Genomic DNA, 12,499 nt, shown 5'->3' on the forward strand with positions numbered 1-12,499 from the left:
GAATTTCGGAGATGATCCATGATGTTAGTCGAGCAGACCACAGTGCCGGTTGCGGCCCTTCCGGTCGCCCAATTCAAGGACCACCTGCGGCTGGGAACCGGGTTTGCCGATGACGGGGTGCAGGATGCTGTGTTGGAGAGCTATTTGCGTGCGGCGACTGCCGCAATCGAGGCTCGCACCGGTAAAATCCTGATCACCCGGTCATTTATCTGGTCCCTGACCGCATGGCGCGACCTTGCAACGCAAGCTCTGCCGGTTGGACCTGTCAGCGCCATTACCAGCCTGACCATTACCGACCGACTGGGCTCGGATGAGGTGATTTCCTCTGATCGGTACTATCTGGAAAAGGATTTGCACCGCCCCAAACTTGTCTCCAACGGCATTTGCCTGCCAGCGATACCAGTGGCGGGTGAGGTCGAGATTGGTTTTGACGCTGGATTTGGAGTGAGCTGGAATGATGTTCCTGCTGATCTGGGCCAGGCGGTCTTGATGCTTGCCGCCCATTTTTACGAAAACCGTTCCGCTGTGGGTTCGGGCGATTTGCCCTTGGGCGTAACCGCCCTAATCCAAAGCTACCGGGTGGTGCGCCTGTTTGGCGGTGGGGGTGGCAAGTGAAACCTCCTGTTCTAAATCGAAAATTGACACTGGAAGAACCGCAACGGGTGCCAGATGGGGCTGGTGGCTTCAATGAAACCTGGGTGGCACTTGGCGACCTGTGGGCCGAGATCAAAGCCGGTACCGGCAGCGAAAAGGCAGCCAATCATGTGACGCTTTCATCAATCAGCTTCCGCATCACCCTGCGCGCAGCTCCCCATGGGGCACCGTCACGGCCCAAACCGGAACAACGCTTTCGTGCTGGCACCCGGATCTTTCTGATCCTCGCCGTGGCCGAAGCAGATCGTGGGGCCCAATACCTGACCTGTTTCGCGAAAGAGGAGGTGGCAGCATGAGCTATGGCGTTTCCGCAGCCCTGCAGCAGGCGATATACCAACGTTTGCAAGGCGATAGCGCGCTGGATGGTCTGGTTGGAGGCGCAATCTATGACGCGGTTCCCTCTGGCGTCATCACGGGGACCTATGTCTCGATCGGCCCGGAGGATGTGGTCGAGAAATCAGACATGACCGGGCAGGGGGCCTTGCATGAGTTCACCGTGTCGGTGGTGACCGATGCGGCTGGATTTCAGCAGGCCAAAGAGGTCGCTGCTGCCATTTCGGATGCGCTTGTTGATGCAACCCTGATCCTGACCCGCGGCAAACTTGTCTATCTTAATTTCAACCGGGCCAAGGCCCGCCGTGTTCAGGATGCGGATGTGCGCAGGATCGATCTGACTTTCCACGCTCGCGTCGAAGACGATTAACGCTTTCTCAAATGGAGTGACCCAATGGTAGCCCAAAAAGGCAAAGACCTTCTGATCAAGCTCGACATGACTGGTGCGGGTGTTTTTGAAACCATCGCGGGGCTGCGTGCCACGCGGATCAGCTTCAACGCGGAAAGCGTCGATGTGACCAGCCTCGAAAGTCAGGGCGGGTGGCGCGAACTTCTGGGGGGGGCGGGTGTGAAATCTGCCAGTATTTCGGGTTCAGGCGTCTTTCGCGATGCCTCGACCGATGAACGTGCGCGCCAGATTTTTTTCGACAATGAGGTGCCAAATTTCCAGGTGATTATTCCGGATTTTGGCACAGTTGAAGGGGCGTTCATGATCACAGCAGTCGAATATGCAGGGTCGCATAATGGTGAAGCCACTTACGAGATGTCGATGGCATCGGCTGGTGAGCTGACATTCACGGCGCTTTGATCATGACCAATCCCTGGACCGGAGAGGTGGTGCTGACCATTGATGGCCAACCCCATGTGCTGAAACTGACGTTGGGGGCGTTGGCCGAGCTTGAAGACAGTTTGGATGAGGACACAATCGTGTCGCTTGTTGAACGGTTTGAAGGCGGTGCCTTCTCCACCCGTGACGTACTGGCACTGATTGTCGCGGGGCTGCGTGGGGGGGGGTGGCAGGGTCAGGCATCTGACCTCTTGTCGGCAGAAATCGCCGGTGGCCCCGTAGAGGCTGCAAAGGTCGCTGGTCAACTTTTGGCCAGAGCCTTTGCCATGCCCAACGTCCCCGGAGGTGCTGCGTGAGTGTGGCCCCCGGCTTCGACTGGCCCCAGCTGATGCGGCTGGGATTCACCAAGCTTGGATTGCGTCCGGACCAGTTCTGGGCGCTGACCCCAAACGAGTTGATGGTGATGCTGGGGCTGAATGGCCAGAGCGCACCCTCGATGCGGGCCCGTCTGGATGAGCTTTTGGAGCAATTCCCCGACGAGCGCCCTGCAAAAGAAGGAGATTTGTAATGCCTGGATTGGAAATGTTGGACAGTTTCGACGATCAAGTTGACGCTCTTGGATCATCCTTGGGGCAGGCCGTATCGCTAACCTCGGCTTTTTCGAGCGAACTCAAGGGAGTACGCTCCACGATCTCGGATCTCAATGTGGATGTGAATAAACTCTCCTCTGGGTTCAGCTCGGGATTGAAAAAGGCATTTGACGGATTGGTTTTTGATGGGACGAAGCTGTCTGACGCGCTTACCGGCCTGGCAGAAAGCATGTCCAAGACCGCCTATAATGCGGCGATGAAACCGGTCACGGACCATTTCGGCGGCATCATGGCACAGGGCGTGGGAAATGTGATGAACGGGTTTCTGGCCTTCGAAAAGGGCGGCGCATTTGCCCAAGGCAAGGTTATGCCATTTGCCAAAGGTGGTGTGGTGTCCGGTGCCACGACATTTCCGATGCGAGGCGGCACCGGTCTGATGGGCGAAGCTGGGCCTGAAGCGATCATGCCGCTCACCCGTGGGGCCGATGGCAGCTTAGGCGTGCGTGCGCAGGGCGGTGGTCAACCAGTCAACATCAACATGAACATCTCCACGCCTGACGTTGAGGGGTTCCGTCGTTCCCAAAGCCAGATTGCGGCACAGATGTCACGCGCGCTCTCACGCGCGCAACGGCACCGCTAAGGAGTTTTAATCATGAGCTTTCACGAAATTCGTTTTCCAGCCAATCTGAGTTTTGGTTCGGTTGGTGGACCTGAACGGCGTACCGAAGTTGTGACGCTGGCCAACGGGTTCGAAGAACGAAACACGCCTTGGGAACATTCCCGTAGGCGGTATGATGCGGGGATCGCCATGCGCAGTCTGGATGATCTGGAGACCTTAATCGCGTTTTTCGAAGCCCGTCGCGGGCAGCTGCATGCCTTCCGCTGGAAGGACTGGGCGGATTACAAAAGTGCGCCCCCGTCCGAAGACCCCGCCTACACTGATCAAGTGATCGGTTGGGGGGACGGTGCGCGCACCGAATGGCAGTTGATCAAAACTTACCGCAGCGGCGACCAAACTTATGATCGCCCGATCCGAAAGCCTGTTGAGGGCACGGTGACGATTGGCCTCAAAGGGGATCCTTTGGTTGAAAACACGCATTACAGTTATGATCACACGACGGGTCTGGTCACATTCGTGACAGCGCCTGAGGTTGGAGCGGAAATCACTGCGGGATATGAATTCGACGTTCCGGTGCGTTTTGACGCGGATCGCATCCATACTTCGGTGTCCTCTTTCCAAGCTGGTGATGCACCGAATGTTCCAGTTGTGGAGGTGCGGGTCTGATGCCGATATCAACACAATTCGCAACCCATCTGGGAACCGGTGTCACGTCTGTGGCAAGATGTTGGGTAGTCCGGCGCAAAGATGGTGAAACCTATGGGTTCACAGATCACGACCGTGATTTAATGGTTGGACCTGTGGCGTGCAAAGCAGACACTGGACTGACCGCTCATGCTCTTGAACAGACCACGGGGCTTGCTGTGGACAACACCGAGGCCCTTGGAGCGCTTCGCGATGCAGCTATATCCGAAAAAGATATCCGAGCGGGGCGGTTTGACGGGGCGGAGGTCGAAGCCTGGCTGGTGAACTGGCAGACACCATCGCAAAACTACCTGCAGTTTCGTGGCTCAATCGGTGAGATTTCTCGAGAAAACGGCGCGTTTCGGGCTGAACTGGTGGGCTTGTCCGAAGCACTCAACCGCCCGCAGGGGCGGGCATTTCAGAAACCATGCACGGCGGTTCTCGGAGATCGGTCATGTAAAGTGGATTTGAACGATCTTAGCCTGTCCGTTGAAGCGCCAGTTCAATCAAACGACCAAGAAATTAAATTCGTGTTTTCAGGCCTTACAGGGTTTGAAGATGGTTGGTTCGAACGAGGCCGCCTTTTGTTGAAATCCGGAGAAGGTCAGGGCTTATCAGGATTGATCCGAAAGGATGAAAAACTGGTCGATGGGACGCGCAAGATTGTTCTGTGGGAGGCCCTTCGAGCCGACGTGGCGCCGGGAGATCAGATCCGTTTGGAAGCAGGATGCGACAAGCGCGTTGAGACCTGCAGAACCAAGTTTGCCAACCTGCTGAACCACAGAGGTTTTCCAACCATTCCTGGAGAAGATTGGCTGATGTCCTATCCGGTATCATCGGGCCGAAATGATGGCCGCAGTCTTGCCTGACGACGATTGAAATCCGGTCATCTTTCGGGGCCTGAAGGGGATAAAATGTCCACAAATATACAACGCCTTAGGGTGCTGGATGAAGCACGCCGGTGGATAGGTACGCCCTATCAACATCAAACGTCATGCCGAGCTGTCGGGGCCGATTGCCTTGGGCTGATCCGGGGCGTGTGGCGCGAAGTGATTGGACATGAGCCGATTGCGGTACCTGCATATACTCAGGATTGGTCAGAACCGTCGGGCGAGGAAACCTTATGGAATGATGCCAAACGGCATTTGATCGAGAAACCGGTCGACCAAATGGCACCCGGTGACGTGCTCCTGTTTCGCATGTGCCAAGGGGCCGTTGCCAAACATCTGGGTATCTTGGGGGACAGTTCGCCCCATCAAACATTCATTCACGCCTATAGCGGGCATGGGGTGGTCGAGAGCTCTCTGTCAGCCCCATGGGCGCGCCGTATCGTTGCGGTATTTGCATTTCCAGAAAGGATCGAGTGATGGCGACAATATTGCTTGCAGGTGTCGGGAGCGCCATCGGTGCCTCTATTGGTGGAGGCGTTCTTGGTCTCTCTTCGGTGGCGATTGGAAAGGCCATCGGCGCTACTGTTGGACGCGCAATTGACAGCAAGATCCTTGGCGGAGGTTCAGACCCTGTAGAGACAGGTCGTGTGGACCGTTTTCGACTGACCGGGGCTTCTGAGGGGGCACCGATCGCCCAGCTTTATGGCCGTGCAAGATTAGCAGGACATGTCATTTGGGCCACCAAGTTCAAGGAACATTCTGAAACGACAGGGGGTGGCAAGGGAGCCCCCAGTCAGCCCGAGATGACGTCATACAGCTATAGTGTCAGCCTGGCTCTTGCATTGTGCGAAGGAGAGATAACCCGTGTCGGTCGGGTCTGGGCCGATGGGCAGGAAGTGCCTTCAAATGATTTGAACATGAGAGTTTATCCGGGTGATGAAACCCAACTGCCGGATCCCAAGATCGAAGCCGATATGGGGGCCGGAAACGCGCCGGCCTATCGTGGAACAGCCTATGTGGTGATCGAAGATCTCAATCTTAGCCAGTTTGGCAATCGGATACCGCAATTCAGTTTTGAAGTTTCGCGACCGGAACAAGAAGATCAAAAACCTGAGCTTGCTCTTGGCACAAAGGCCGTGGCGGTCATTCCCGGTACCGGAGAATATGCCCTTGCCACCACCAAAGTGAGTTTCGCAGCCGCACCGGGTGAAGCCGGGCGCAGCAACATCAACAGCCCTTCGGGGCTTACGGATTTCCAGACTTCACTGGATATGCTTGACCGGGAATTGCCCAATTGCGGCGCGAGCTCTCTTATCGTGTCCTGGTTCGGGTCGGATCTCAGATGTGGGAGCTGCGATATCCAGCCGAAGGTCGAACAAACCACGGATGACGGGATTGAAATGCCCTGGACCGTTTCTGGTATCGGACGCTCTAGCGCTGGTATTGTTCCATATGAGGATGGTCGTGCAGTCTATGGGGGAACGCCAACCGATCAATCTGTGAAAGAAGCGATTTCTGCCATGGCGGCCAAGGGACAGAAAGTGACATTCTATCCCTTCATCTTGATGGAACAGATGGGGGGCAACACGTTGCCGGACCCTTGGACCGGCACTGTCGGTCAGCCCAAACTGCCTTGGCGCGGACGGATCACAACTTCACTTGCTCCGGGAGTTAGTGGCACGCCCGATGGCACAAGCGCAGCCGAGACAGAGGTGAATGCGTTTTTTGGCAATGCGCAAGTCAGTGACTTTACCGTGACAGCGGATGGGGTGGACTACAATGGCCCCGCCGAGTTTTCCTACCGTCGGTTCATCCTGCACAATGCGCATCTTTGCGCATCCGCAGGGGGCGTGGATGCGTTCCTTATCGGTTCGGAGATGCGGGGTCTGACCCAGATCCGCGGGGCGGGGCACAGTTTCCCAGCCGTGGAGAAACTGGTTGAACTCCTTGAGGATGTGCGCAGTATTCTGGGGGGCGACGTCAAACTCTCTTACGCTGCCGACTGGTCGGAGTATTTTGGCTATCATCCGTCGGATGGCACTGGAAATGTGTATTATCACCTGGATCCGATCTGGGCGCATGAAGAGTGCGACTTCATCGGAATTGACAATTACATGCCGCTTTCCGATTGGCGTGAAGGGGCAGATCAGTTGGATGCCTCCTACAGGTCGATCTACGATCTCGACTACCTGAAGGCCAATATCGAAGGTGGGGAAGGGTATGACTGGTACTATGCCAGTGATGCTGATCGAGATGGGCAGATCCGCAGCCTGATTTCCGATGGTGCGCATGGTGAGCCATGGGTTTATCGATACAAAGATCTGCGCAACTGGTGGTACCGATCCCATCACAACCGGATTGATGGTGTGCGACATAAATTGCCCACCGACTGGTTGCCGGGTTCCAAACCTTTCTGGTTTACCGAGCTTGGTTGTGCGGCCGTCGATAAGGCGACAAACCAGCCTAATAAATTTATCGATCCGAAAAGCTCGGAATCAACGTTGCCCCATTACTCTTCCGGGCGACGGGATGACCTCATCCAGATGCAATATCTGCAGGCTATGTATGAGTATTGGGGCGAGAGCGCCAACAATCCCACGCACTCGGCCACGGGCGTACGCATGATTGATATGGATCGCGCTCATGTCTGGGCGTGGGACGGTCGCCCGTATCCTGAGTTCCCACGAAACCTGGGCCTGTGGAGTGACGGGAACAACTATCTTCTGGGCCATTGGCTGAACGGGCGCAGCTCTTCACGATCTCTGGCGTCAGTGGTTGGTGAGATTTGTGAACGGTCAGGAGTGCAGCGCTATGACGTCTCCAAGCTGTTCGGTCTTGTGCGTGGCTATCTGGTTAGGGATGTGACCTCGGGCCGGGCCGCATTGCAATCACTGATGTTGGCGTATGGTGTCGAGGTCTCCGAACATGAAGGTGTGCTTCATTTCCGCACACGGACCGGATTTACCGATCATCAGCTTGATCCCGACAAACTGGCGCTCAGCCCTGAACGCGACAGCACGCTTGAGCGTGTGCGTGAGGCTGAAGCCGAGCAAGTTGGCCGTGTGCGCCTGTCATATGTGGAAAGCGAAGGCGACTACGAACTGCGTTCGACAGAAGCAGCCTTGGCAGATGAGGACATTCAGACGGTTTCGCAAACAGAGTTTCCGCTGATCCTGACCCAAGCCGAGGCGCAGGACATTGCTGAACGATGGTTGTCGGAAGCTCGTGTCGCGCGAGATCGCGCCAGCTTTGCGCTACCGCCATCTGAGTTGGACAAAGTCGCCGGGGATATTGTGGAAATTGCCACGGATGCAGGGACCGAACATTTCCGTTTGGATCATATAGAGCAAGCCGGTGTTCAGTTGGTCAAAGCCACACGGGTAGAGGCGGGGGTGTATGGGCCCACCGCCAACAAAGATGCCCCAATTTTGGCGCAGGCTTTCACCCCCCCTCCGATCCCGTTCCCTTTGTTCCTAGATCTGCCTCTGATCCGAGGAGATGAAGTGCCTCATGCGCCGCATCTGGCGGCCTCGTCCCGGCCTTGGGTGAGAAAGGTTGCGGCATATTCCTCGGCCTCTGACAACGGCTATGCCTTGAACACCCTGCTTGACCGCCGAGCCGTCATTGGTGTGACACAAACAGCATTGCCAAAAGCAACTCCCGCGGTTGTGGATCATGGTGCGCCGCTTCAGGTCAAACTGATCGACGGGACACTTTCGAGCGTGGAGCTTGCAGATATGCTGAACGGAGCCAATGTGGCTGCCATCGGTGATGGTTCTCCAGACAATTGGGAGGTTTTCCAGTTCACCACCGCAACGCTGGTTGCAGATCGGACATACGAGATTTCAGGTCGATTGCGTGGGCAGCTGGGCTCTGATGCTTTGATGCCGGACAGTTGGCCTGTGGGTAGTTACTTCGTCCTGTTGGATGGGCGGGCTGAACAGATCAACTTGGCATCAACGGCGCGCGGCGTTGATCGGAACTATCGTATCGGTGCGGCTCGGCTGCCGGTGAGTGATCCAAGTTTCCAACACAAGGTTTTGGCCTTTCAGGGGAATGGCTTGCGCCCGTATGCGCCCGTTCATTTGGTAGCTCAATCCAACGGAGCAGGTGGCCAGCGGTTCAATTGGGTGCGTCGCACCCGACTTGATGGCGACCAATGGGGCATGGGCGATGTGCCTCTGGGTGAGACCAACGAGCAGTATCAATTGCGCGTCTTAAATGGAGGAGTGATTGTGAGAGAAGAACAGGTTTCATCTCCTGAATGGGTCTATACGGCAGCGCAGATTGCAGAGGATGGGATCACGGGAGCCTATCGAGTGGAGGTGGCGCAGATCTCAGATCGTTTCGGCCCCGGCCTTTACGCGGGATTGGATATGGGAGCCTGACCATGCGTCCAGTATTGCTAGGGGATGTGGCGGCTGCGGCTTGCGTACTTTTGATGGTGAAGCCGCCCGAGCGCCCTGACGCCATCGTCAGAATGATTGCCCATGCACATCGTGCGGATCGCTATCGCTACGTCACGGGCCGGGCGCATCCGAAATGGGGCAATGGCAGTCTGGCTGCTGTTGCCCGGAACTTGCCGCGGGCTCAGGAACCCTATCAGGATGACCCGGACTATTGTGACTGTATGCTCACCGTTTACGCGGCCTTAAAAACAAACCGAAGCTGACGACATGTATTCGCCTGAAACCATTGGGTGTCAGCGGACCTAAGGTTAAAGGCCGGAGGCGCAGGACACACATTTTATTGCACAGGGGTCAAGTTCCAAGCGCTTCTCTGCAATGGGCTCTCCACAATCGTCACAATAACCAAATTCGCCGTCCTCGATCCTTTCGAGGGCGGCGTGTATTCGTGTGCGCTCTAGATTGCGCCGTGCTGCCTGCGCTTGAGCCATAGCCTGATTTTGCAACGCGTCCATACGCGAGAGACGTCCGACCGCTTGTTGATCCAACACTACGGTTTTTTGCCCTTCGGTGCCGAGCACATCGTCCTGATCCAATTCCAGCAGTGCATTTTGCAGCTGTATCTTGAATTTATGTACGCGATCCCCATTCATATATTTCCCCCTGGCTATCACGGCTTTGCGTGTGGCAAACCCAACCTAGCTGGTGTAAAACGGGGCGGCAATGTGAGGATATGCCATGGCAGAGAAACGCGCGATCTTGACCAAAATTGATCCGGTCTGGAACAGGATCACTGATGAAGCACGCGAAGTGATCAACGATGAACCTTTGCTGGGGGGGCTGATTGGTGCCTGTGTGCTGCATCACAAGAGCTTGGAAAAGGCCCTGTCTTATCGGTTTGCCGCCAAGCTCAGTTCAAACGAAATGAGCATGGTTTTGCTGCGCGAAATTGCAGATGAGGCTTATGACAGCTGTTCCGAGCTGGCTGACGCTGCACGCGCGGATATTGCGGCTATTGTCGAACGTGATCCTGCGTGTCATCGGATGTTGCAGCCTGTGCTCTATTTCAAAGGCTTTCAGGCGATGCAGGCCTATCGTCTGGCTCATTATCTTTGGGACGAAGGGCGCAAGGATCTGTCCTATTTCATCCAGATGCGCTGTTCAGAAGTTTATGGGATCGACATCCATCCAGGTGCCCGTATCGGCAAGGGGATCATGATCGACCACGCCCATTCCATCGTGATCGGTGAGACCGCCGTGGTGGGGGATAATGTGTCCATGCTGCACTCGGTCACCCTCGGTGGGACCGGCAAGGAAGATGAAGATCGTCATCCCAAGATCGGCGACGGCGTTCTGATTGGGGCTGGCGCAAAAGTACTGGGCAATATCAAAGTCGGTTGTTGTTCACGCATCGCTGCGGGGTCCGTGGTTCTCGAAGAGATCCCTGAAAATGTGACCGTGGCCGGAGTGCCCGCACGCATTGTCGGTGAGGCCGGGTGCGATCAGCCGTCCATACAAATGGATCAGACCTTGAGTACTGAACAGGGTAAATAACTTCTGCCCGGAAGTTGTTCTAAATCAAGGATTAATCCTGATCTGTTGGTACACAGACCCTGTTGAGATTTTCTAAGGATCTGGTTCCATGAAAAAGCTTTGGCTTGCCGCCGTTATGGGGTTCTCTGCGCTGTTTCTCGTCGTTGTTGCGGCATAAGGCAATGGCAGCGGCCCCACAATGAAACGAAGGGCGCCCCTTGGGACGCCCTTTTATTTCATCAGCTTGTTCAAGCTGTCGCCATTAACTGTTCTGACAGTTGGTCAAATGCCTGCAAAGCGCGGGCACCGTACATATACGCGGGGCCACCCCCCATCATGATTGATACGGAAACGGTTTCGGATATTTCCTCGCGCGTGGCACCGGCCTTGATTGCAGCCCGTACGTGAAATCCGATGCAATCATTGCATTGTTTGGCGATGCCAATGGCGATGCATTGCAGTTCTTTTTGCATAACCGACAATACCCCTTCACCCATTGCTGCCCGGTGCATGGTGGCAAAGCCTCTGCCCCCCTCTGGGTTCAGCTTACGAAACTCGTCTGTGTTGGCGGTGGTGTCGGCCAGAAGGGCGGGGAAATCCATATCTGTCTCCTGCGGGATTCATTGTTCGCAAAAGAAATGGCCCAAGGGACAGGGTGTCACCTTGAGCCAGATCAATGGATTTTATTTTTTGAATGTGACGCGGCGTTACGCCAGCATCGTCATCGGATTTTCCAGGTTGTCAACAATCGCCTTCAACAGGTTCGCGCCAACCGCACCGTCGATCACACGGTGATCAACTGACATCGTTACACTCATGACTGTCGCGACCGTTAGCTCTCCATCATCTCCCACTACCGGTTTCTTCACGCCGGTACCAACGGCAAGAATTCCTGCATGTGGTGGGTTCACGATGGCGTCGAAATTGTCGATGCCGAACATACCGAGGTTCGAGATGGCAAAGCTACCGCCTTGATATTCGTGCGGAGCCAACTTGCGGTCACGGGCACGCGAGGCCAGATCTTTCATCTGGGTCGATAGGCTCGACAGCGATTTCTGATCCGCGTCCTGAAGAACCGGCGTAAACAGCCCGCCTTCGATGGCCACGGCAACCGCCACATCTGATGCTTTCATTTGCAGAACACGATCACCGGCCCAAACCCCATTGGCTTCCGGGACCTGTTGCAATGCAATGGCAACGGCTTTGATGATGAAGTCATTGACCGAGAGCTTCACTCCACGTGCTTCCAGCTGCTTGTTCAACTGGCTGCGGAACGCGAGCAGTGCATCGAGCTTGATGTCGCGGCGCAGATAGAAGTGCGGGATGGTCTGTTTGGCTTCCGACAGGCGTGCGGCAATGGTTTTGCGCATCCCGTCGAGCTTGACCTCTTCGTATTCGCGATCCTGATACATTGCAGCAACCGCATCCGCTGACACTGATGGGGCTGGAGCGGCCACCGGGGCAGCAGCAGGCGCTGCGGCGGCTGGTACCGCAGCCGGAGCAGTTGCAGTGGCGCCTTCCACATCCGCCTTCACGATCCGACCTTTCGGACCCGAACCGGCGATTTGCGAAAGATCCAGACCTTTGTCGGCCGCAATACGACGTGCCAGAGGAGAGGCGAAAATGCGTGATCCATCAGCAGCTTGCGGGGCAGGGGCCGCAGGCGCAGCCGCGGCAGGCGCCGCCGCTGGAGCAGCCTCTGCTTCCGCGGCAGGGGCTGCGGGCGCGCTGGCCGCCACTTCACCAACCTCTTCGCCTTCTTCAACGAGGATGGCGATGGGGGAGTTCACCTTCACGGCCTCAGTCCCGTCAGCAACCAGAATTTTGCCGATGACACCTTCGTCCACCGCTTCAAATTCCATTGTTGCCTTGTCGGTTTCGATTTCAGCCAGAAGGTCACCGGATTGTACCGTGTCGCCTTCTTTCACCAGCCATTTTGCCAAAGTGCCCTCTTCCATCGTTGGCGACAGGGCGGGCATGAGAATTTCGATAGCCATGTGTCT

Annotated in this window: 16 protein-coding genes; 13 read left to right on the top strand and 3 right to left on the bottom strand. The window is 56.1% G+C overall.

What is annotated here, in order from left to right; translation table 11 throughout:
* Window positions 1–18 precede the first annotated feature (18 nt).
* Genes O2N63_RS09930 through O2N63_RS09985 form a run of 12 tightly spaced genes read left to right on the top strand, consistent with a single transcriptional unit; the run spans window position 19 to window position 9,229 of the window.
* Window positions 19–615 carry a head-tail connector protein gene (locus O2N63_RS09930; protein ID WP_271054100.1) on the top strand — a complete coding sequence of 199 codons (597 nt, stop codon included), beginning with the start codon at window positions 19–21 and terminating at the stop codon, window positions 613–615.
* Window positions 612–950 carry a head-tail adaptor protein gene (locus O2N63_RS09935; protein WP_271054101.1) on the top strand — a complete coding sequence of 113 codons (339 nt, stop codon included), beginning with the start codon at window positions 612–614 and terminating at the stop codon, window positions 948–950. The genes O2N63_RS09930 and O2N63_RS09935 overlap by 4 nt, the downstream gene beginning before the upstream one ends.
* On the top strand, window positions 947–1,357 hold the full coding sequence (locus O2N63_RS09940) for a DUF3168 domain-containing protein (protein WP_271054102.1): 411 nt from the start codon (window positions 947–949) through the stop codon (window positions 1,355–1,357). The genes O2N63_RS09935 and O2N63_RS09940 overlap by 4 nt, the downstream gene beginning before the upstream one ends.
* Before the next feature lie 24 nt (window positions 1,358–1,381).
* Complete coding sequence (locus O2N63_RS09945; RefSeq protein WP_271054103.1) at window positions 1,382–1,795, top strand: phage major tail protein, TP901-1 family; 414 nt, start codon at window positions 1,382–1,384, stop codon at window positions 1,793–1,795.
* A gap of 2 nt (window positions 1,796–1,797) precedes the next feature.
* Window positions 1,798–2,130 (top strand): gene transfer agent family protein, encoded by a 333-nt coding sequence (locus tag O2N63_RS09950; RefSeq protein WP_271054104.1) that lies wholly within the window; start codon window positions 1,798–1,800, stop codon window positions 2,128–2,130.
* Window positions 2,127–2,342 (top strand): rcc01693 family protein, encoded by a 216-nt coding sequence (locus tag O2N63_RS09955; RefSeq protein WP_271054105.1) that lies wholly within the window; start codon window positions 2,127–2,129, stop codon window positions 2,340–2,342. The genes O2N63_RS09950 and O2N63_RS09955 overlap by 4 nt, the downstream gene beginning before the upstream one ends.
* Window positions 2,342–3,004: a phage tail tape measure protein gene (locus tag O2N63_RS09960; RefSeq protein ID WP_271054106.1), complete on the top strand. Its 663-nt coding sequence runs from the start codon at window positions 2,342–2,344 to the stop codon at window positions 3,002–3,004. The genes O2N63_RS09955 and O2N63_RS09960 overlap by 1 nt, the downstream gene beginning before the upstream one ends.
* 12 nt (window positions 3,005–3,016) lie before the next feature.
* Entirely contained in the window at window positions 3,017–3,649 is a 633-nt protein-coding gene (locus tag O2N63_RS09965) for a DUF2460 domain-containing protein (RefSeq protein ID WP_271054107.1), read from the top strand.
* Window positions 3,649–4,536 carry a DUF2163 domain-containing protein gene (locus O2N63_RS09970; protein ID WP_271054108.1) on the top strand — a complete coding sequence of 296 codons (888 nt, stop codon included), beginning with the start codon at window positions 3,649–3,651 and terminating at the stop codon, window positions 4,534–4,536. Before O2N63_RS09965 ends, O2N63_RS09970 begins: the two co-directional genes overlap by 1 nt.
* A 45-nt stretch (window positions 4,537–4,581) precedes the next feature.
* Window positions 4,582–5,034, top strand: coding sequence for an NlpC/P60 family protein (locus O2N63_RS09975; RefSeq protein ID WP_271054109.1), 453 nt, complete (start codon window positions 4,582–4,584; stop codon window positions 5,032–5,034).
* On the top strand, window positions 5,034–8,945 hold the full coding sequence (locus O2N63_RS09980) for a baseplate multidomain protein megatron (RefSeq protein ID WP_271054110.1): 3,912 nt from the start codon (window positions 5,034–5,036) through the stop codon (window positions 8,943–8,945). Before O2N63_RS09975 ends, O2N63_RS09980 begins: the two co-directional genes overlap by 1 nt.
* Before the next feature lie 2 nt (window positions 8,946–8,947).
* On the top strand, window positions 8,948–9,229 hold the full coding sequence (locus tag O2N63_RS09985) for a DUF7742 family protein (RefSeq protein ID WP_271054111.1): 282 nt from the start codon (window positions 8,948–8,950) through the stop codon (window positions 9,227–9,229).
* 45 nt (window positions 9,230–9,274) lie between these two features.
* Here O2N63_RS09985 and O2N63_RS09990 read toward each other — a convergent pair whose 3' ends face one another.
* The gene (locus tag O2N63_RS09990; RefSeq protein ID WP_271054112.1) at window positions 9,275–9,616 is read right to left on the bottom strand and encodes a TraR/DksA family transcriptional regulator; all 342 of its coding nucleotides are present in this window, start codon (window positions 9,614–9,616) and stop codon (window positions 9,275–9,277) included.
* A gap of 85 nt (window positions 9,617–9,701) precedes the next feature.
* Here O2N63_RS09990 and cysE point away from each other — a divergent pair, with 85 nt between their 5' ends.
* Complete coding sequence (gene cysE / locus O2N63_RS09995) at window positions 9,702–10,517, top strand: serine O-acetyltransferase (protein WP_271054113.1); 816 nt, start codon at window positions 9,702–9,704, stop codon at window positions 10,515–10,517.
* A gap of 227 nt (window positions 10,518–10,744) precedes the next feature.
* Here cysE and O2N63_RS10000 read toward each other — a convergent pair whose 3' ends face one another.
* Entirely contained in the window at window positions 10,745–11,098 is a 354-nt protein-coding gene (locus tag O2N63_RS10000; protein WP_271054114.1) for a carboxymuconolactone decarboxylase family protein, read from the bottom strand.
* A gap of 105 nt (window positions 11,099–11,203) precedes the next feature.
* Window positions 11,204–12,493 carry a pyruvate dehydrogenase complex dihydrolipoamide acetyltransferase gene (locus O2N63_RS10005; RefSeq protein WP_271054115.1) on the bottom strand — a complete coding sequence of 430 codons (1,290 nt, stop codon included), beginning with the start codon at window positions 12,491–12,493 and terminating at the stop codon, window positions 11,204–11,206.
* Window positions 12,494–12,499: the final 6 nt, after the last annotated feature.

The sequence above is a fragment of the Aliiroseovarius salicola genome (genome assembly GCF_027891095.1).
Taxonomy (GTDB): domain Bacteria; phylum Pseudomonadota; class Alphaproteobacteria; order Rhodobacterales; family Rhodobacteraceae; genus Aliiroseovarius; species Aliiroseovarius salicola.

Bases quoted from the DNA above. Each gene is read 5' to 3' on its own strand.
- O2N63_RS10000 (WP_271054114.1), bottom strand. From the start codon at position 11,098: ATGGATTTCCCCGCCCTTCTGGCCGACACCACCGCCAACACAGACGAG.
- O2N63_RS09950 (WP_271054104.1), top strand. From the start codon at position 1,798: ATGACCAATCCCTGGACCGGAGAGGTGGTGCTGACCATTGATGGCCAA.
- O2N63_RS09930 (WP_271054100.1), top strand. From the start codon at position 19: ATGATGTTAGTCGAGCAGACCACAGTGCCGGTTGCGGCCCTTCCGGTC.
- O2N63_RS09940 (WP_271054102.1), top strand. From the start codon at position 947: ATGAGCTATGGCGTTTCCGCAGCCCTGCAGCAGGCGATATACCAACGT.
- O2N63_RS09985 (WP_271054111.1), top strand. From the start codon at position 8,948: ATGCGTCCAGTATTGCTAGGGGATGTGGCGGCTGCGGCTTGCGTACTT.
- O2N63_RS09970 (WP_271054108.1), top strand. From the start codon at position 3,649: ATGCCGATATCAACACAATTCGCAACCCATCTGGGAACCGGTGTCACG.
- O2N63_RS09990 (WP_271054112.1), bottom strand. From the start codon at position 9,616: ATGAATGGGGATCGCGTACATAAATTCAAGATACAGCTGCAAAATGCA.
- O2N63_RS09975 (WP_271054109.1), top strand. From the start codon at position 4,582: ATGTCCACAAATATACAACGCCTTAGGGTGCTGGATGAAGCACGCCGG.
- O2N63_RS09960 (WP_271054106.1), top strand. From the start codon at position 2,342: ATGCCTGGATTGGAAATGTTGGACAGTTTCGACGATCAAGTTGACGCT.
- cysE (WP_271054113.1), top strand. From the start codon at position 9,702: ATGGCAGAGAAACGCGCGATCTTGACCAAAATTGATCCGGTCTGGAAC.
- O2N63_RS09945 (WP_271054103.1), top strand. From the start codon at position 1,382: ATGGTAGCCCAAAAAGGCAAAGACCTTCTGATCAAGCTCGACATGACT.
- O2N63_RS10005 (WP_271054115.1), bottom strand. From the start codon at position 12,493: ATGGCTATCGAAATTCTCATGCCCGCCCTGTCGCCAACGATGGAAGAG.
- O2N63_RS09965 (WP_271054107.1), top strand. From the start codon at position 3,017: ATGAGCTTTCACGAAATTCGTTTTCCAGCCAATCTGAGTTTTGGTTCG.
- O2N63_RS09980 (WP_271054110.1), top strand. From the start codon at position 5,034: ATGGCGACAATATTGCTTGCAGGTGTCGGGAGCGCCATCGGTGCCTCT.